The organism is Streptococcus sp. HMSC066F10 (assembly GCF_001813805.1).
GTDB classification, from domain to species: domain Bacteria; phylum Bacillota; class Bacilli; order Lactobacillales; family Streptococcaceae; genus Streptococcus; species Streptococcus vaginalis.
Genome location: NZ_KV813989.1, coordinates 1 through 16,175 on the forward strand (window position 1 = coordinate 1; position 16,175 = coordinate 16,175).

General features: G+C 39.9%; 20 protein-coding genes and 2 pseudogenes. 17 read left to right on the top strand and 5 right to left on the bottom strand.

Annotated features, from left to right (window positions below):
* Nucleotides 1-41: 41 nt before the first annotated feature.
* Nucleotides 42-245: a cold-shock protein gene (locus HMPREF2933_RS06255; protein ID WP_003032129.1), complete on the bottom strand. Its 204-nt coding sequence runs from the start codon at nt 243-245 to the stop codon at nt 42-44.
* Between the two features lie 191 nt (nt 246-436).
* Between HMPREF2933_RS06255 and HMPREF2933_RS06260 the strand changes: the two genes are divergently transcribed.
* The 10 genes and pseudogenes from HMPREF2933_RS06260 (at nt 437) to HMPREF2933_RS06300 (ending at nt 7,652) form a co-directional block, all read left to right on the top strand.
* Entirely contained in the window at nt 437-673 is a 237-nt protein-coding gene (locus tag HMPREF2933_RS06260) for a DUF2829 domain-containing protein (protein WP_024052007.1), read from the top strand.
* The gene (locus HMPREF2933_RS06265) at nt 666-1,364 is read left to right on the top strand and encodes a 3-oxoacyl-ACP reductase (RefSeq protein WP_024052006.1); all 699 of its coding nucleotides are present in this window, start codon (nt 666-668) and stop codon (nt 1,362-1,364) included. The genes HMPREF2933_RS06260 and HMPREF2933_RS06265 overlap by 8 nt, the downstream gene beginning before the upstream one ends.
* A gap of 13 nt (nt 1,365-1,377) precedes the next feature.
* Nucleotides 1,378-2,100: pseudogene (locus HMPREF2933_RS10385) on the top strand (GNAT family N-acetyltransferase); the annotation flags it as partial.
* Between the two features lie 39 nt (nt 2,101-2,139).
* Entirely contained in the window at nt 2,140-2,580 is a 441-nt protein-coding gene (locus HMPREF2933_RS10390) for an ASCH domain-containing protein (RefSeq protein WP_042754033.1), read from the top strand.
* A gap of 93 nt (nt 2,581-2,673) precedes the next feature.
* Nucleotides 2,674-4,053: a bifunctional UDP-N-acetylglucosamine diphosphorylase/glucosamine-1-phosphate N-acetyltransferase GlmU gene (gene glmU / locus HMPREF2933_RS06275; protein ID WP_024052004.1), complete on the top strand. Its 1,380-nt coding sequence runs from the start codon at nt 2,674-2,676 to the stop codon at nt 4,051-4,053.
* Between the two features lie 8 nt (nt 4,054-4,061).
* Entirely contained in the window at nt 4,062-4,613 is a 552-nt protein-coding gene (locus HMPREF2933_RS06280) for an NUDIX hydrolase (protein ID WP_024052003.1), read from the top strand.
* Between the two features lie 10 nt (nt 4,614-4,623).
* Nucleotides 4,624-4,932, top strand: coding sequence for a cell wall synthase accessory phosphoprotein MacP (gene macP, locus HMPREF2933_RS06285; protein ID WP_024052002.1), 309 nt, complete (start codon nt 4,624-4,626; stop codon nt 4,930-4,932).
* A gap of 51 nt (nt 4,933-4,983) precedes the next feature.
* Nucleotides 4,984-5,676 (top strand): 5'-methylthioadenosine/adenosylhomocysteine nucleosidase, encoded by a 693-nt coding sequence (locus HMPREF2933_RS06290; protein WP_024052001.1) that lies wholly within the window; start codon nt 4,984-4,986, stop codon nt 5,674-5,676.
* Between the two features lie 14 nt (nt 5,677-5,690).
* Nucleotides 5,691-5,999 (top strand): DUF898 family protein, encoded by a 309-nt coding sequence (locus HMPREF2933_RS06295; RefSeq protein ID WP_024052000.1) that lies wholly within the window; start codon nt 5,691-5,693, stop codon nt 5,997-5,999.
* Between the two features lie 111 nt (nt 6,000-6,110).
* Nucleotides 6,111-7,652: an ABC-F family ATP-binding cassette domain-containing protein gene (locus HMPREF2933_RS06300; protein ID WP_024051999.1), complete on the top strand. Its 1,542-nt coding sequence runs from the start codon at nt 6,111-6,113 to the stop codon at nt 7,650-7,652.
* 272 nt (nt 7,653-7,924) lie between these two features.
* Here HMPREF2933_RS06300 and HMPREF2933_RS06305 read toward each other — a convergent pair whose 3' ends face one another.
* The 4 genes from HMPREF2933_RS06305 to HMPREF2933_RS06315 form a co-directional block, all read right to left on the bottom strand.
* A complete protein-coding gene (locus HMPREF2933_RS06305) occupies nt 7,925-8,728 on the bottom strand; it encodes a peptidylprolyl isomerase (RefSeq protein WP_024051998.1) in 804 nt (267 codons plus the stop codon).
* Nucleotides 8,729-9,118: 390 nt separating this feature from the next.
* Nucleotides 9,119-9,391, bottom strand: coding sequence for a tyrosine-type recombinase/integrase (locus HMPREF2933_RS09760; RefSeq protein WP_083308047.1), 273 nt, complete (start codon nt 9,389-9,391; stop codon nt 9,119-9,121).
* Nucleotides 9,292-9,864: a type II toxin-antitoxin system PemK/MazF family toxin gene (locus HMPREF2933_RS06310; protein WP_101800867.1), complete on the bottom strand. Its 573-nt coding sequence runs from the start codon at nt 9,862-9,864 to the stop codon at nt 9,292-9,294. The genes HMPREF2933_RS09760 and HMPREF2933_RS06310 overlap by 100 nt, the downstream gene beginning before the upstream one ends.
* Before the next feature lie 22 nt (nt 9,865-9,886).
* Nucleotides 9,887-10,090 (bottom strand): hypothetical protein, encoded by a 204-nt coding sequence (locus HMPREF2933_RS06315; protein WP_024051995.1) that lies wholly within the window; start codon nt 10,088-10,090, stop codon nt 9,887-9,889.
* A 25-nt stretch (nt 10,091-10,115) separates the two neighbouring features.
* On the opposite strand from HMPREF2933_RS06315, the gene HMPREF2933_RS06320 reads away from it, so the two are divergent.
* From HMPREF2933_RS06320 to HMPREF2933_RS06350, 7 genes and pseudogenes are all read left to right on the top strand, one after another.
* A complete protein-coding gene (locus tag HMPREF2933_RS06320; protein WP_024051994.1) occupies nt 10,116-10,562 on the top strand; it encodes a hypothetical protein in 447 nt (148 codons plus the stop codon).
* Between the two features lie 22 nt (nt 10,563-10,584).
* Entirely contained in the window at nt 10,585-10,977 is a 393-nt protein-coding gene (locus tag HMPREF2933_RS06325) for a hypothetical protein (RefSeq protein WP_070672644.1), read from the top strand.
* Nucleotides 10,978-11,183: 206 nt separating this feature from the next.
* Nucleotides 11,184-11,639 carry a stress-induced protein gene (locus tag HMPREF2933_RS06330; protein WP_070672646.1) on the top strand — a complete coding sequence of 152 codons (456 nt, stop codon included), beginning with the start codon at nt 11,184-11,186 and terminating at the stop codon, nt 11,637-11,639.
* Nucleotides 11,629-12,938: pseudogene (locus tag HMPREF2933_RS06335) on the top strand (PBSX family phage terminase large subunit). Before HMPREF2933_RS06330 ends, HMPREF2933_RS06335 begins: the two are co-directional and overlap by 11 nt.
* A gap of 147 nt (nt 12,939-13,085) precedes the next feature.
* Complete coding sequence (locus HMPREF2933_RS06340; RefSeq protein ID WP_042754003.1) at nt 13,086-13,271, top strand: DUF2798 domain-containing protein; 186 nt, start codon at nt 13,086-13,088, stop codon at nt 13,269-13,271.
* A gap of 108 nt (nt 13,272-13,379) precedes the next feature.
* A complete protein-coding gene (locus HMPREF2933_RS06345) occupies nt 13,380-13,589 on the top strand; it encodes a PspC domain-containing protein (protein ID WP_022525195.1) in 210 nt (69 codons plus the stop codon).
* Between the two features lie 86 nt (nt 13,590-13,675).
* Nucleotides 13,676-15,973 (top strand): DNA translocase FtsK, encoded by a 2,298-nt coding sequence (locus HMPREF2933_RS06350; protein WP_070672649.1) that lies wholly within the window; start codon nt 13,676-13,678, stop codon nt 15,971-15,973.
* Nucleotides 15,974-16,175: the final 202 nt, after the last annotated feature.

Genomic DNA, 16,175 nt, shown 5'->3' on the forward strand with positions numbered 1-16,175 from the left:
TGATAGAAGCTGGGACACTTTTTGCCCAGCCTTTTCTTGTCTTATGCTAATTTTGTAATATTGACTGCTTGAAGACCACGTTGACCTTCTTCAATGTCAAAAGTTACTTTTTCGCCTTCATTCAGTGATTTGAATCCGTCGGATTGAATCGCTGAAAAGTGAGCAAATACGTCTGGCCCGTTTTCTTGTGAAATAAAGCCGAAGCCTTTTTCAGCATTGAACCATTTTACTGTACCTTGTGCCATACATCTTACTTCCTTTCTCTAAAATGTTGCGTAAAAAATAGAAAAAGTAAAGATGAAAAACAAAAATACTCACTCAAAATTCATTTACTCTTGCTAGTCTAACAGAAGTAACAGCAAAAGGCAAGGAAAAACCAGCGATTGGCAATATATTTTGCTATACTAGTAATATGAAAAGCAGAAAGAGGTATATCATGACATTTGAAGAAATTTTACCGGGTTTGAAAGCCAAAAAGAAATATGTCCGCACAGGCTGGGGCGGTGCCGAGAATTATGTCCAGCTTTTTGACAGTATTGAGCAGAACGGAGTGGCGCTTGAAGTGACGCCTTATTTTCTCATCAATGTATCAGGCGAGGGAGAAGGCTTTTCCATGTGGAGTCCGACGCCTTGTGACGTATTAGCAGATGACTGGGTGGAAGTCCATGACTAGGACGGTTTTGGTGACAGGTGTTAGCTCAGGGATTGGTCTGGCTCAGGCGCAGCTTTTTTTGGAAAATGGCTGGCGCGTATACGGTGTAGACCGGTCTGAAAAGCCAAGTTTGACAGGGGATTTTTATTTCCTTCAACAAGATTTGACGTTAGGACTTCAACCAGTTTTTGCTTGGTGTTCGCAAGTAGATGTCTTCTGTAATACAGCTGGAGTGCTGGATGACTACAAGCCCTTACTGGAGCAGACTGCTCAGGAGATCCAAGAAATTTTCGAGATTAACTATGTAACACCAGTAGAGCTAACTCGTTATTATCTGACGCAGATGCTGAAGAAACAATCAGGCATCATCATCAATATGTGCTCAATTGCATCTAGCTTAGCTGGCGGTGGTGGTCATGCTTACACTTCTTCCAAGCATGCTCTGGCAGGATTTACCAAACAGTTGGCACTGGATTATGCGGAGCAGGGAGTGCAGGTTTTTGGGATTGCACCGGGCGCAGTTAAAACAAGTATGACAGCAACGGACTTTGAGCCGGGAGGCTTAGCCCAATGGGTAGCAGACGAAACTCCCATCAAGCGTTGGATAGAACCAGAAGAAGTTGCCGAGTTGACCCTCTTTCTCGCCTCGGGAAAAGCTCAGTCCATGCAGGGCGAGATTGTCAAGATTGACGGTGGCTGGAGTTTGAAGTGAAGAGGCAAGTAGAATGAAAGCAGTGAGCATTGAGCCAAGACTGCAGGAATGTTTCCAACATTGGCAAAAGAACATGGTGAGATATAGTTTGAAGGCGAAGTTAGGGCAGTTTTATACAAATAAAGACGAGACTGCCGTTTTGTATGAACAAGGAGATTTTCTCTTTTTGGCTGGGCAGGCAGATATGGCATTACTGGCGGATTATAGGGACTTTTGTAAGCCAGACTACCGCATTCTCATATCTGAAGAGGCTTCTTGGCAAGGCTGCTTGTCCTCTTGTCCAGCCTTATCTCCTTTTACCCGTTATGCTTTTAAAGATGAGGCAGATTTTGATGACAAGGTTTTGAAAAACATCGTGGAGCAGTTATCGGAGCAGTTCTGTATGGAGGCAATTGATCAAAGAACCTATCAAGAACTAGCTCAGGAAGAATGGTCTCAGGATTTGCAGGGGAATTTTGCAACTTTTAAAGACTTTCAAGAAGGCGGAGCTTTTGGCTTTGTGATCCGGAAGGGTCAGGAAATCGTCGCTGGGGTCTCGACAGCACTTGTCTACCAAAAAGCCATTGAAATTGAGATTGCAACAAAACCGACTTATCAACAGCAAGGTTTAGCTACTGTTCTTGGGGCGAAGATGATTTTGGCATCCCTGCAATGCGGCGTTTTTCCGCTCTGGGACGCCCACAATGAAGCCTCAAAGAAAATAGCTGAAAAGCTAGGTTATCAATGCTTAGGAGCTTACCCATCTTATGAGTTAAAATTACAGATAGGAGAAACCATGACCCCAGAACAATTATGGAATGAATACAAAATAATCAACCCCGCAATTGGTGATGACATTGATGCTTGGGCATTTGGTGTAGAGCCAGATCAGCTGGCGGATTTAGTTTTGAAAAGAGAGAAGAGTGCGACAGCTTCTGCCTACGATTTGTATCAGATAGATGGTGAGCCGATTCCTCAAGCAGGAACCTTTGATGTGATTTTAGACGGTCAAGGTCAAGCTGTCTGCATCATTAAAGTTACCAAGGTAACGGTTGTCCCTTTCAATCAAGTGTCTGCAGAGCACGCTTTTAAAGAAGGAGAGGGAGATAAATCTTTGGCTTACTGGCGGCAGGTGCATGAGGAACTCTTCACGGAATGGATGGCTGAAGCCGGCTTAGCTTTCTCAGAGGAGACGGGCGTGGTCTTGGAGGAGTTTTGCAAGGTTTATCCGATATAAAAGATGCGGATTAAAGCATTACAGAGAGAATCTTAACAAATGATATAAAAAATGCTATAATAAAATAAATTTATTTTGATAAAAGGAACTATTATGACAAACTATGCAATTATTTTAGCAGCTGGAAAAGGCACTCGCATGAAATCAGATTTACCAAAAGTGCTTCACAAAGTTGCTGGAATTTCGATGTTAGAACACGTATTTAGAAGTGTTGCTGCCATTGCACCAGAAAAGACTGTGACAGTAGTCGGACACAAGGCAGAGCTGGTGGAGCAGGTATTGGCGGGGCAGACAGAGTTTGTTCGTCAAACGGAACAATTAGGAACTGGTCATGCTGTGATGATGGCAGAGCCTGTGCTGGAAGGTTTGGCAGGGCAAACATTAGTCATTGCAGGAGACACTCCTTTAATCACAGGAGAAAGCCTGAAAAATTTGATTAACTTTCATGTCAACCACAAAAATGTTGCAACGATTTTGACAGCAGAAGCGGAAAATCCATTTGGTTATGGGCGGATTGTCCGTAATCAGCATGAAGAAGTGATCAAAATTGTGGAGCAAAAGGATGCTTCGGATTTTGAAAAGCAAATCAAGGAAATCAATACAGCAACGTATGTTTTTGATAACGCTCGTCTTTTTGAAGCCTTGAAAAATATCAATACCAATAATGCGCAAGGAGAATACTACATCACAGATGTAATCGGCATTTTCCGTGAGAATGGCGAAAAAGTCGGCGCTTATACTCTGAAAGATTTTGATGAAAGTCTTGGTGTCAATGACCGCGTGGCATTGGCAACGGCAGAAAGTATTATGCGTCGCCGAATCAATCAAGCTCATATGGTGAATGGGGTTAGCTTTGTAAATCCAGAAGCGACTTATATTGATGCAGATGTACAGATTGACCCAGAAGTACAAATTGAAGCTAATGTTAGCTTGAGAGGGCAAACGAAAATTGGCGCAGGCAGTATTCTGACAAATGGTACGTATATTGTTGACTCTGTTATCGGTGAACAAACGGTTATTACCAATTCGATGATTGAAGAGTCTACGGTTGCAGACGGTGTAACGGTGGGACCTTACGCTCATGTTCGCCCAGATTCAAGCCTTGCTAAAAATGTACATGTTGGTAATTTCGTTGAAGTGAAAGGTTCTTCTATCGGTAAAAATACCAAAGCTGGGCATCTGACTTACATTGGTAATTCTGAAGTGGGTGCGAATGTCAATTTTGGCGCTGGAACAATTACAGTTAATTATGACGGACAGCACAAGTTTAAGACCGTCATTGGGAACAATGTCTTTGTAGGTTCTAATTCGACCATTATTGCGCCGGTAGAACTTGGGGACAATTCTCTTGTAGGTGCAGGCTCAACCATTACTAAGGATGTACCAGCAGACGCTATTGCCATCGGACGTGGACGTCAGATTAACAAAGATGAATACGCAAAACGCTTGCCACATCATCCAGATAATAAGTAGGAACGGCTATGGATTTTGAAGAAAAAACGCTAAAACGAACAGAAATTTATCAAGGTCCTATTTTTAACCTTGTCAAGGATAAAGTTCAGCTACCAGCAGGAAAAGGGACTGCTTACCGTGATTTGATTTTCCATAATGGAGCGGTGGCAGTTATTGCGCTAACGCCAGAAGACAAAATGATTTTGGTCAGGCAGTACCGCAAAGCTATTGAAGCAACCTCTTATGAAATTCCAGCTGGAAAGTTAGAAGTTGGTGAAAATGCAGATCCAAAGGCTGCAGCTTTGCGCGAATTAGAAGAAGAAACGGGTTATACAGGTGAGTTAGAACTGCTCTATGATTTCTATTCGGCAATTGGCTTTTGCAATGAGCGAATCAGACTTTATAGCGCTAGCCATTTGACAAAAGTTGAAAATCCTCGTCCACAAGATGAGGACGAGACGTTAGAACTCTATGAAGTGACCTTGGAAGAAGCGAAAGCTCTCCTTGCTAGTGGTGGTATTTGTGATGCAAAAACTATTATTGCACTCCAATATTGGGAAATGGAAATGAATCGAAGATAGGGGGACGCTCATGGGAAGACCTTTATTAACAGATGAAATGATTGAACGGGCAAATCGTGGTGAAGATATTTCAGGTCCACCTTTGCATGATGAGGAAGAAACCAAAATTTTAAAAACGCCTAGAAGCCAGTTTGGTTATTCCTCTCAAAATAGTGTCTTCAATCAAGATACGCTGCAAATTGATGTGGAACCAACGGTAACCAAAAGCCGACGCATTGAAAATGCAAAACGTGGAGTATTTCAAGCAAAATTAAACAAAATTCTATTTTGGATTGTCCTGCTTTTGATTGCTTTGATTGCTGCTATTATTTGGCTATAAAAAGCGATAAGCTCGACTTTCGCTTTTTTTGTGATAGAATGAGAGGAAATAATGAAAATCGGAATTATTGCGGCCATGCCTGAGGAACTAAAAATTTTAGTGGAAAACTTGGAAAATGCCGAAAAACACTTACGTTTGGGGCATGTTTATCATACGGGAAATATCGGTCGTCATGAAGTTGTGCTGGTGGAAAGCGGGATCGGCAAGGTTATGTCTGCTATGAGCGTGGCTGTTTTGGTCAATGAGTTTAAAGTGACGGCTGTCATCAATACAGGTTCTGCTGGTTCGGTAGCTGAAGGTTTGCAAATCGGCGATATTGTAGTGGCTGACCGGCTAGTGTACCATGATGTAGATGTAACAGCTTTTGGCTATGAATACGGACAAATGGCACGCCAGCCACTTTATTTTGAAGCGAGCCGTTATTTGGTTTCTGAGATGAAAAAGACTTTAGAAAAGACACATCAGACAAGTCGCGTTGGCTTGATTGCAACAGGGGATAGCTTTATTGCCAGTCAGGACAAGATTGACCGTATCAAAGGACACTTTCCAGACGTTCTAGCGGTTGAGATGGAGGGCGCAGCCGTCGCTCAGGCTACGCATTCGATTGGGCTACCTTTTATGGTTATTCGGGCCATGAGTGATACAGCTTCTCATGACGCCAATATTAGCTTTGACGAATTTATTCATGAAGCTGGCAAGCGCTCAGCAGACACTCTGATTCAATTTCTGAAAGAATTGGTTTAGACAAGGAGAATATAGTGTATAAAGAATCTTATTTCGACGGTGGCCTCTTTTCTTACATTGGTCATGTCATCTTAGCCATTTTGATTACTGTCATGACGTTGGGTATCTGTGCTCCTTGGGGCATGTGTATCCTGTATAATTGGAAGATTAAGCACACAGTCATTGACGGACACCGTCTCTATTTTGATGGTACTGCGATGCAGCTTTTTGGAAATTGGGTGAAGTGGTGGCTCTTGACGATCATTACTTTTGGCATTTATGGTTTTTGGCTTAATATCAAGCTAACCCAGTGGATTACCAAACACACCCATCATTTGAATTAGATGAAAGCAAGCGAGAATGAAGCAGTCTCGCTTTTCATTTGTTCTACCTTGCCAAAAAATCCCTTTTGATGGTATAATCAAGAAACTGTAATCAATGATAGAGGAGAAAAGATGAGTATCTTAGAAGTAAAAAATCTCAGCCACGGTTTTGGAGACCGGGCTATTTTTGAGGATGTATCCTTTCGTCTGCTGAAGGGTGAGCATATCGGCTTAGTTGGAGCCAACGGTGAAGGAAAGTCCACCTTTATGAGCATTGTAACTGGTCAATTGTTGCCAGATGAAGGCAAGGTTGAGTGGTCTAAGTATGTGACAGCTGGTTACTTGGATCAGCATGCTGTGTTGAAAGAAGGTCAATCCGTGCGTGATGTGTTGCGGACTGCTTTTGATGAACTTTTCAAGACTGAAGCTCGGATCAATGATATATATCTGGCTATGGCAGAAGATGGAGCTGATGTTGATGTCCTTATGGAAGAAGTGGGTGAATTGCAGGAGCGATTGGAAAGTCGAGACTTTTATACTTTAGATGCTAAGATTGATGAGGTAGCTCGTGCTTTAGGGGTTATGGATTACGGTATGGAAACGGATGTCACCGCTCTTTCTGGAGGTCAACGAACCAAGGTGCTCTTAGCAAAACTTCTCCTTCAAAAACCAGACATCTTGCTCTTAGATGAGCCTACCAACTATTTGGACGCAGAGCATATTGATTGGCTCAAGCGCTATCTGCAAAATTATGAAAATGCTTTCGTGCTCATTTCCCATGATATTCCTTTCTTAAACGATGTAATCAATATCGTCTACCATGTAGAAAATCAAAACTTGACCCGCTATTCTGGTGATTATTATCAATTCTTAGAAGTCTACGAGATGAAAAAATCTCAGCTGGAAGCAGCTTATGAGCGTCAGCAGAAGGAAATTGCAGACCTCAAGGACTTTGTAGCTCGCAATAAAGCCCGTGTGGCGACCCGTAATATGGCCATGTCCCGCCAGAAAAAATTAGACAAAATGGAACTGATTGAACTGCAGGGCGAGAAGCCTAAGCCCTCCTTTGACTTCAAAATGGCTCGTACACCAGGGCGCTTTATCTTTCAAACTCAGGATTTGAAAATTGGTTACGATCGTCCATTAACTTCACCGCTTAATTTAACTTTTGAGCGTAATCAGAAAGTTGCCATTATAGGAGCTAACGGAATCGGAAAAACCACCCTGCTAAAGAGTTTGCTAGGTATCATTCCTCCAATAGCTGGTCAAGTAGAACGTGGAGACTATCTGGAATTGGGCTATTTTGAGCAAGAGACAGCTAGTGGTAATCGCCAGACTCCTCTGGAAGCTGTTTGGGATGCTTTCCCGTCACTCAATCAAGCGGAAGTTCGTGCTGCTCTGGCTCGCTGCGGTCTGACCTCAAAGCATATTGAAAGCCAGATCCAGGTTCTTTCAGGTGGGGAGCAGGCCAAGGTCCGCCTCTGTCTCCTGATGAACCGAGAAAATAATGTCTTAGTACTGGATGAGCCTACGAATCACCTCGATGTGGATGCCAAAGATGAACTCAAACGCGCTCTCCAAGCGTACAAAGCCAGTATTCTCATGGTCTGCCATGAGCCTGACTTCTACGAAGGATGGGTAGATCAGATTTGGGATTTTAATCAATTAATGTGAGAATAAAGAAAATGAGGAGTAAGTCTGTAAAAGCTGATAGCATCAGTGCATATAGAGCGCTCAACTACTGCGTATTGAGTTTTATTCTAGAAAGTAAACGAGAGTTTGGGACAAAAAGATTTCAATTTTGAAAAATCTTAATTATTAAGCCCTTCAAATCTATAATTAAATGCGAAAAGCGAACAAAGCAGAATTCTGATTACCAGAAAACTAGTTTTGTTCGCTTTTTATATTTGAGGTCGGACTTTTATCCCAGCTTCTTCGTTTTGTAATTATTTCTTAAGTGTATAGTCCTTAATGACTTCAATTTTCTCGATTTTGATTTCTTTTTTTGGTTTGTCGTTTTCGCCTGTCTCAGTCGTAGCGATTTTATCCACGACATCCATGCCAGAAATGACTTGCCCAAAGACAGTGTAATTTCCATCTAAACTTGGATTTCCACCTTTTTTATAGGCTTCAATAATTTTTTCAGGATAAATTGTGCTAGAGAGTTGACTCGAACTGTCCTTGGTGTTTTGGTTGATGAAAAATTGACTACCGTTGGAATTTGGATTGGAAGAACGAGCCATGGCTAATGCACCACGGATATTGTAGAGATAAGACGAAATCTCTGTTTTAAAGCCACTTCCAGAGTCGATCTTAGAGTTTTTGCCTTTCCAAATGGACTCACCACCAGTCCCGTCTCCTTTAGGATCTCCTGTTTGAATCATGAAATCCTTAATGACACGGTGGAAAGTTACACCGTTATAATAACCTTCTTTAGCGTGCGTTAAGAAATTTTCAACTGCAAGTGGAGCATATTTTGGAAAGAGCTTCAAGGAGATAATACCTTCAGTTGTGGTTATTTTCACTTCCGCTTCATCGTTAGCGACCTTGTCAGACAACTGTGGGAAATGAGCATTTTTATCGGTCAAAGCAGCTTTTTGCTCTTCTTTTTGTTTTTCAGCTGCTTTTGAGCTGGATTCGGAAGCAAGACTGGAGTCTACATAGTCATTTCCTCTGATAGCTCTTTGTAAATTGGTACAACCTGTCAAAAATAAACCAGCAGCCAGTCCTAAGATAAGTAATTTTTTCATAGATTTCCTTTCTGAATGTTGAACTATTCACATTTTACTATAAGTAAAAGCCTTTTTCAAATCTTTTGAGAGGTTGTCTCTGCTAACTGAAAGGTACTATCGGACTATCTTTTTGATGTAAAGATAGCTCAATCGTTTTGAGTATGAAAATATTTTCTTATGAAAAGTTTTGTAAATTCGCTTACGAGAAAAAAATTTTTTGTGCTAAAATAGCGTTTATCAACAAAGAAATGGAGTTTTTATGCCGAAGAATTTTAAGGAATTATTATTTTTTACAGCCCTTATGTGTAGCATGATGGTATATATAACTAAAACCCTTGTAATATCAAGGGTTTTACTATTGTCTGAAACATGATTAAAGGCAAGGAGGGGCAAAAAAGGGGCAAAAGTTTATAACTTGTTTAGAGCGTCTATAGCATTCTTTCTTGCGTTTTTTGTGACGTGATTATAAATAGCTAGAGTAGTTTTTGGATCAGAGTGTCCTACTCGTTCCATAATTACCTTAAGCGGCAGGTTTAACTCGGATAACAAAGAGATGTGAGAATGTCTGAATATGTGGCTAGTTAAATGCTTTTTGAAATGTAACTCTTCTTCTGTGGAAGCAAGTACAGAATTAAATGAACGAATGGAGAGCGGTTTCTTTTTATGAGAGGCAAGAAAGATAAAAGAATCGTCGTTGGTTCAATTCTAGATGGTAATGCTGAATTGATTTCATCGAGCAATGTTTGGTCTACTTTTTTACTATTTTCAACCGCAACTTGATGTGTCATATGAAATAATTCTCTTGAAAAATTGAAATCAAGTTTGAGTTTATCTTTTCCTGACTTTGAGGTAAGCGGTACAACAGTTATTGTCCTTTTCTTTTTGTGATCGTTTTTAGATAGGGTAATAGCGAAATGTGTTTTTGAAAATTCTTCCCCAAAATTCATTCCAAAGTGAACATAAACAATTGTACCGGGTAGATATTTTTTATAGCGTCGTCTATATTGTTTAATATCTCTTTCGAGTTGATTGACATAGTTTGAAAAACTTTGCCCCATTCCTAAAGATTTATGATATTGAGGGTTACGCTTGATTAACTCAAGTAATCTGCTAGATGACGCTGACAACAATTCCAAGTCTTCTTGTCTATCCAAAATTTCACCCCACTAAAACTTTTTATTTTGCTTTAAATGTTCTACCACAGTTTTTACAGTGCCAATTGTTTTTTCCGTTTTTTCCAACAAGGCCAAGCAATACCAATGGCCAAGCTATCAGAAAACCTATACATCCTACAAGACCATTGAAACCTTTTCTTTCTTGGTTCATAAACTCAATATCAGTTGACATACAATAAGGACAACGTTGTGCAAACAATCCCATAATATTTTCCTTTCACATCAGCTTTTTGTGTGGTTCAGTTATTGCACATTATTTTAATTTTTATAAATCTAAACCTTCTATAACCAGAGCTGAGCGGAGAAGACTGATAAAAGCAGGATATTTTAAAATAGAGCAGAAAAGGGATGCCCCTAAAAATAACTCAAAACCATCCTTTAATAGAGCAAAAGAAATTAGTAAATTTAGTGATTTTGCTTATAGAAAAGAAAACACTCCTAGAGGAGCTAAGTCATTTGCTACAATGTTCCAGAAAAATGGCAGCTTGACTCACGGTATATTAGCTCATAACGAAGAGTACGCAATAGCAAAATGGGCGAACCAAAAAGGGTATAAGAACCTAGATAAAAAATCCAAAAATGATATTGGAAAAATTATTGGTGAATACTCTAAAGGATATAATCCGAAACTATCAAGAGTAGTTAATTCTAATGAATGGGATTGGCACAAATATTGATAAACGAAAAAGAGGTTAAAACATGGGTGGACGTGGTGCAAGCATTGGTCTTGGCTTTGGTAAGTATAAATACGGTACAGAATATGAAACATTACATAGTTCGGGCAAGATAAAATTTGTCAGAAGTACTAGCGGTTCAGCAAAAGCTCCCATGGAAACACGAACTAAGGGGCGTATTTATGCCACCGTGAACAAGCAGAATAAAATAAAATCTATATCTTTTTATGATAGAAAAAATAAAAGAAAACGACAGATAGATGTGACAGGATCTCCGCATACTATAAAAGGCAAGAAAATCATTCCTCATGTACACAAAGGATATAATCACAATGAAAAAGGTGATAGAAATCTGACCATCAGAGAGAGGAAATTACTTGCAAGAGTTCAAAGAATATGGGATAATAGAAATAGATAAGTAGGGCAGTGGTTTGAAGAAGGAATACGCTCTATATCATAGAGAAATGGCGGTGCAAATCCGTCCGACTACTTAGATAAGCTCCAGAAATGGGGCTTTTTATTTTTTTGTCTCAAAACAGCGTAAAACATCCCCTTTTTAATAAAATAAAATGAAATCATAAGTAATAAATACTTGTGATTTTTTTGTTTGAAAGGAGGTCAGAATTGCCTAGAGATGGAACTAGAAACTTAAAGCCAATGAGCGAACGAAGCAAAGACGAAGTAAAGAAGATTGCATCTAAAGGTGGCATAAACAGCGGCAAAGCCAGACGTAAAAAAGCTGACCTCAAAAAAGCATTTGAAACGTTGCTCTCATTGGACGTAACGGATAAAAATATCAAGAAGCAACTTGAAGATATGGGAATGGATGGCAGTAATGAGGCTTTGTTAGCCTTTGCCACATTTCAGCAAGCTGTAAAGGGCAATCAAAAAGCCACAGAAAACATCATCAAGCTAACCAATACAAAAGATAAGTACGACATTCAAGAACAAAGAGAGCGCATTAAATTGCTCAAATTGGATAATAAGGAGCGCACAGAGAATAATAAGATAACTGATGCGCCTATTAACATCATAGATGAATGGGCTGGTGATGTGGAGGGAGCAACAGATGACCTTTAATGTTCAGAAGAATGTCAACCCTCATTTTAAGCCTGTCTGGGTGTCAAGATTGCCATACAATGTATTAAAGGGCGGGCGTAACTCTTTCAAATCGTCTGTAATCGCGTTGAAACTAGTCTATATGATGTTGCGATATATAAAAACTGGAGAGACAGCAAATGTAGTGGTTATTCGTAAGGTTGCTAACACTATTAGAGATAGCGTGTTTAATAAAATCTGGTGGGCTTTAAATCTATTTGGAGTTGGTGATAAGTTTAAAAAGACAGTCAGCCCGTTTCAAATCATCCACAAGAAAACAGGTTCAACATTTTACTTTTACGGTCAAGATGACTTTCAAAAGCTCAAATCTAATGATATTGGTAATCTGATAGCTGTTTGGTATGAAGAAGCGGCAGAGTTTGCAAGCCGAGAAGATTTTGACCAATCTAACGTAACATTCATGCGGCAGAAGCATCCACGCGCTAAATTTGTACAATTCTTTTGGTCTTACAACCCACCACGAAATCCATATAGTTGGATAAATGAATGGTTTGAGGATGTCAATACTAATGACAATTATCTAGCGCACTCTAGCACTTATCTTGATGATGAATTAGGCTTTGTAACTGATCAGATGCTAGAAGATATAGAACGTATCAAAGAAAATGATTACGACTATTACAGATACTTGTATTTAGGCGAGGCAGTCGGACTAGGTAACAACGTGTATAACATGAGCACGTTTCACGCTATTGAGACTTTGCCGAGTGATGATAAGCTGATAGGTATCTCATTTGCGCTTGACGGAGGACATCAACAGTCAGCAACGGCTGTATGTGCTTTTGGTATCACAGCTAAAGGTAAGGTAATCTTACTTGATACGTGGTACTATTCACCAGCTGGTCAAATTGTCAAGAAAGCGCCCAGCCAGCTATCGCAAGATATTAACAGTTTTATCAATCGGATTGTGGATAAGTATAAAGTACCAGTATTGCAATACACAATCGACAGCGCAGAGGGTGCTTTGCGTAATCAAATGTATCTTGACTTTGCTATCAGATGGCATCCAGTAGCTAAACTCAAAAAGGTAACAATGATTGATAGTTTTCAGTCATTGTTGGCACAAGGTCGCTTTTATTATTTGAATACAGAGAATAACAAGATATTTGTTGAGGAGCATAAGATGTACAGATGGGATGAGAAAACTATCAAATCAGACAATCCTAATGTGATCAAAGAAGATGACCACACATGCGACACCGCGAATATTTTGTATTAGATAATGCTAAAATACTAGGTTTGCGCGTGGGTAACACATAAGGAGGGCAACAATGAGCCTATTAGACAAAATAAAAGACTTTTCTCTTAGACCTTCTTGTGGCAGGACCAGTTGTGAAGGGACTTGTTTTTAATTTTTTAACAGAACGCCATAAACCTTGGTAGAAGATCCTCGTTGTTTCAGGTGGTATGGTTCTGATTATGGTTTCATTGATGTCTCTTTATGATCTGCTTTTTAACGGCGTGCCGCTTTCAGTAACCAATTACCTTGGAGCTTGGTTGACCAATTTTATTGTAGCGTTTCCCTTGAATTTTCTGATTGTTGGACCAATTTCTCGCTTTATTTTAGGTCAACTGCAACAGCAACTTTTTTAATCTTGCTGACGATGAACATTTGACAATTGGTTCATGGAAATTCTTTATGATATTTATTTAATGGTAAAAAATTTATGTTATAATAGATTTATAAAGGAGGGACAGAGAATGGCTAAACGATTGACAAGAGATGTGCGAAATAAGAAAATTGCGGGTGTCTGTGCAGGTATAGCAAATTATTTTGACATTGATCCTACCATTGTACGACTGATCTGGGGAGTAGCATTTTTTGTATATGGAATCGGTCTAATCCCTTATTTGATTTTGTGGTTTGTCTTGCCAGAAGATGATGGGAATGATGATGTGATATGGAAGTAAGCAATGTTGTTTCAAAAGTGGAAGCATGGAGCTTCTGCTTTTTTCTTGCATTGGATTAGTGTTCAATTTGTGGTATAATAAAATTTATGGCAAGTAAGAAAAATAGTAAAAAAGGTCGGACAACGAGACGACCTACAAAAGCAGAAATGGAGCGGCAAAAAGCCATTCGGAGGATGCTTGCAACTTTCGGTATCGCTTTTTTGCTTCTTTTTGCAGCATTAAAATGGGGTGCCGTTGGAATCACTCTATATAACCTTATTCGATTGTTAGTAGGAAGTTTAGCCTATATGGCTATTATAGCCAGTCTCATTTATCTTTTCTTTTTTAAGTGGGTCAATAAGCATGAAGGGTATAAATCAGGCTTTTTCAGTATTTTTATTGGCTTGCTGCTTATGTTTCAAGCTTATTTTGTAAATGTTTTAAATTTAAAAGGACAGGTTCTAAGTACAACCTTGTTACGGATTTTAACGGATTTGACAGCTGTTAAAGTCAGTGCTTTTGCTGGTGGCGGTTTATTAGGAGCGACACTCTATACTCCTATAGCCTTTTTATTTTCAAATATTGGCACCTACTTTATCGGACTCCTCTTAATATTGCTAGGGGCGCTACTCATCAGTCCATATTCGATTTATGATATTTTTGAAAAATTAAGTGAAACCTATCATACTTGGAGTGAGAAGCGAGAAGCAAAGCGTCAGCAACGTTTTATCGAAAAAGAAGAAAAAGCTGCGCAAGCAGCGATGAATGCTATTCAGGTAGAGCAAGACGAGCCACAAATTGATTCTGAAACGGGAGAAATTTTAGATGATGAGGTCTTAGCTCATACGCCGATTCAGTTTGAAGAAGCAGAGCCAGAAATTTATGATTATGATGAGAGTTTGTCTGAGAAACAACACAAAGAAGAGCAGCAAGATAACACAGATGAAGATGTTGAGGTTAATTTCACACCCAAAGAAAGTTTAGATTACAAACTTCCAACAATCAATTTGTTTGCGCCAGACAAGCCTAAAAATCAATCCAAAGAAAAGAAAATTGTCCGCGAAAATATCAAGATTTTGGAAGAAACATTTGCTAGTTTTGGCATTCGTGCTAGCGTTGAACGTGCTGAAATCGGACCGTCTGTGACTAAGTACGAGGTCAAGCCAGCTGTCGGAGTGCGGGTCAATCGCATTTCCAATCTGGCTGACGATTTAGCTCTGGCTTTGGCTGCCAAAGATGTGCGAATTGAGGCACCTATTCCGGGCAAATCTTTAGTCGGAATTGAAGTTCCGAATTCCGAGATTGCGACGGTTACTTTCCGTGAGCTTTGGGAGCAGTCTAAGACAGACGACAAGAAATTACTTGAAATTCCTTTAGGAAAAGCTGTCAATGGCTCTGTTCGGACATTTGATTTGGCAAAGATGCCTCATTTGCTGGTGGCAGGATCGACTGGTTCTGGAAAATCCGTTGCAGTCAACGGCATTATTGCTAGTATTCTCATGAAAGCACGACCAGATGAAGTCAAGTTCATGATGGTTGATCCAAAAATGGTTGAATTGTCTGTCTATAATGATATTCCTCACTTGCTGATCCCTGTTGTGACTAATCCGCGCAAGGCGAGCCGAGCTTTGCAAAAAGTGGTAGATGAAATGGAAAATCGCTATGAGCTATTTTCTAAGGTCGGTGCTCGCAATATTGCAGGTTACAATGCCAAAGTAGCCGAGTACAATGCCAGTCAACCAGAATATAAACAAATTCCTCTTCCCTTGATTGTGGTCATTGTGGATGAGTTGGCAGACCTTATGATGGTAGCCAGCAAAGAAGTGGAAGATGCCATTATTCGCTTGGGACAAAAAGCTCGAGCAGCTGGTATTCATATGATTTTGGCCACTCAGCGACCGTCTGTTGATGTTATCTCTGGGCTCATCAAGGCCAATGTTCCTTCGCGGATTGCTTTTGCTGTCTCTAGCGGAACTGATAGCCGAACGATTCTAGATGAAAATGGTGCCGAGAAACTCTTGGGACGTGGGGATATGCTCTTTAAGCCGATTGATGAAAATCATCCTGTCCGTCTGCAAGGCTCATTTATTTCCGATGAAGATGTAGAGCGCATTGTCACTTTTGTTAAGAATCAAGCCGAAGCAGATTATGATGATAATTTTGACCCAGGCGAAGTATCTGAGAATGACATGGATTCAGGTAGTGAGAGTGAACAAGGAGATCCACTCTTTGAAGAAGCCAAGGCTTTAGTCATCGAGACGCAAAAAGCGAGTGCTTCAATGCTCCAACGTCGATTGTCTGTTGGGTTTAATCGTGCGACTCGGCTCATGGAAGAGCTAGAAGCTGCGGGTGTCATCGGTCCAGCAGAAGGCACCAAGCCAAGAAAAGTTTTATTGAATAACTAAAACTAAATAGGTGTGGTTTAAAAAATGTAACATCCTTTCCCAACAAATTTCTGTTGGGATTTTTTTGTAGCTGTTCTATTTTAAAGTTTTGTAGAAAAGGTATGAAAAATCTCATGTTTTCCAGTTTTATGACTTTTCTATGACCTAAGGATAACTTTTTTGATAGAATACTAATATGATTTGTGAATGGAGGCTATATGTC

Bases quoted from the DNA above. Each gene is read 5' to 3' on its own strand.
- macP (WP_024052002.1), top strand. From the start codon at position 4,624: ATGGGAAGACCTTTATTAACAGATGAAATGATTGAACGGGCAAATCGT.
- HMPREF2933_RS06260 (WP_024052007.1), top strand. From the start codon at position 437: ATGACATTTGAAGAAATTTTACCGGGTTTGAAAGCCAAAAAGAAATAT.
- HMPREF2933_RS06305 (WP_024051998.1), bottom strand. From the start codon at position 8,728: ATGAAAAAATTACTTATCTTAGGACTGGCTGCTGGTTTATTTTTGACA.
- HMPREF2933_RS06300 (WP_024051999.1), top strand. From the start codon at position 6,111: ATGAGTATCTTAGAAGTAAAAAATCTCAGCCACGGTTTTGGAGACCGG.
- HMPREF2933_RS06350 (WP_070672649.1), top strand. From the start codon at position 13,676: ATGGCAAGTAAGAAAAATAGTAAAAAAGGTCGGACAACGAGACGACCT.
- HMPREF2933_RS10390 (WP_042754033.1), top strand. From the start codon at position 2,140: ATGACCCCAGAACAATTATGGAATGAATACAAAATAATCAACCCCGCA.
- HMPREF2933_RS06340 (WP_042754003.1), top strand. From the start codon at position 13,086: ATGGTTCTGATTATGGTTTCATTGATGTCTCTTTATGATCTGCTTTTT.
- HMPREF2933_RS06255 (WP_003032129.1), bottom strand. From the start codon at position 245: ATGGCACAAGGTACAGTAAAATGGTTCAATGCTGAAAAAGGCTTCGGC.
- glmU (WP_024052004.1), top strand. From the start codon at position 2,674: ATGACAAACTATGCAATTATTTTAGCAGCTGGAAAAGGCACTCGCATG.
- HMPREF2933_RS06280 (WP_024052003.1), top strand. From the start codon at position 4,062: ATGGATTTTGAAGAAAAAACGCTAAAACGAACAGAAATTTATCAAGGT.
- HMPREF2933_RS06345 (WP_022525195.1), top strand. From the start codon at position 13,380: ATGGCTAAACGATTGACAAGAGATGTGCGAAATAAGAAAATTGCGGGT.
- HMPREF2933_RS06265 (WP_024052006.1), top strand. From the start codon at position 666: ATGACTAGGACGGTTTTGGTGACAGGTGTTAGCTCAGGGATTGGTCTG.
- HMPREF2933_RS06290 (WP_024052001.1), top strand. From the start codon at position 4,984: ATGAAAATCGGAATTATTGCGGCCATGCCTGAGGAACTAAAAATTTTA.
- HMPREF2933_RS06315 (WP_024051995.1), bottom strand. From the start codon at position 10,090: ATGGGATTGTTTGCACAACGTTGTCCTTATTGTATGTCAACTGATATT.
- HMPREF2933_RS06325 (WP_070672644.1), top strand. From the start codon at position 10,585: ATGGGTGGACGTGGTGCAAGCATTGGTCTTGGCTTTGGTAAGTATAAA.